Source organism: Paracoccus litorisediminis (assembly GCF_009711205.1).
Lineage (GTDB): Bacteria > Pseudomonadota > Alphaproteobacteria > Rhodobacterales > Rhodobacteraceae > Paracoccus > Paracoccus litorisediminis.
Window position 1 is genome coordinate 1 of the sequence record NZ_WMIG01000063.1, and the last position, 1106, is coordinate 1106.

General features: G+C 60.9%; 1 protein-coding gene. It reads left to right on the forward strand.

What is annotated here, in order from left to right; genetic code table 11:
- The first annotated feature begins 461 nt into the window (after positions 1-461).
- Entirely contained in the window at positions 462-725 is a 264-nt protein-coding gene (locus GL300_RS26055) for a glycine zipper 2TM domain-containing protein (protein ID WP_155042579.1), read from the forward strand.
- Positions 726-1106 lie beyond the last annotated feature (381 nt).

A 1106-nucleotide genomic window follows, 5' to 3' on the forward strand; every position in this document is an offset into this window, starting at 1 on the left:
TCTACAATACCCGAAGACTGCATTCAGCCCTCAGCTACCCTCCGCCCGAGGAATTCGAAAAGCTAATCGCCCAGAAGGCGGCTTAGTTCGATGAAGTCCCGTGGTCCAGCCCGAGGGGGTAACTCCATATCCGCATCAAACCCGTCGCTGCAATGCTACACTGCAGGGCGGTTTGATTCCGTTGAGCTCGCGGCATTGCCTCGAGTCGAGCTGCTTCCGCGCCGGGCATCCTGCCCGCCAGGTTGGCGTGGCTTGTCTGCGCTACCTTTGACATCTTGACACGCTGATCCGAGCCCCTCGCATAAGAGTTCGACCTGCCAGGGAACCTGTCGGCGGGCATGAAGGTTTGATGATTCCGTTAGGTTTTGCAGCGCGGCCAGAGGCCCTCCGAGGGGGCTCAGTGTCAGCTTGCCTGTAATTCTCTCGGTTCTGGACCTTCATAAGCAGCAGGAGACGAAACCATGATGAAACTGGTAGGGGCCGCAGCCGTCATGCTGACAAGCCTTGGCGGCTTGTCGGGATGTTCGGACAATCAGGGCGTCAATGCGGCATCCGGGGCACTGGTAGGGGCGGCTGTCGGCAACCAGATTGGCTCGGGCAGCGGCAAAACGGCCGCCACGCTGGCGGGTGCTGCGGTCGGCGCCCAGGTCGGGGCGAACCAACCCACGACCAAAATGTGCCGCTATCGTAATTCGGCGGGCCAGACTTATACTGCGGCCTGCTGAGACGTCTCGCAACTCGCGTGCCCGGTGTGCCTATAGCTCGCGAGGAGCCACCTCTCAGGCCACGGCGGATTGTGTCTTCCCTCGTCGTCCATCTGCGGCGCGCCCTCGGAACAGGGCCCGGCCCGCGCCTCGACTATCTACGACCTCACGCAGTGGCGCGAGAGCGGTGCCTCGCAGCCAGAGCAACGCTAAAACGCAATCTAGCTGAGGGAGAGCATTCACCAGGGTTCTGCACCCACAGGAAAAGCGGCCCTTGTCCGGCGTCAGGGCCTATGGGACAGATTTGGTTGATTGATGACGGGAGGGTTTCTGGCACATCGTAGCTTTCAAGGAGCGAAGATGAGCAAGAAACCCGTTGATCAGAAAGTCGCCGCCGATCGC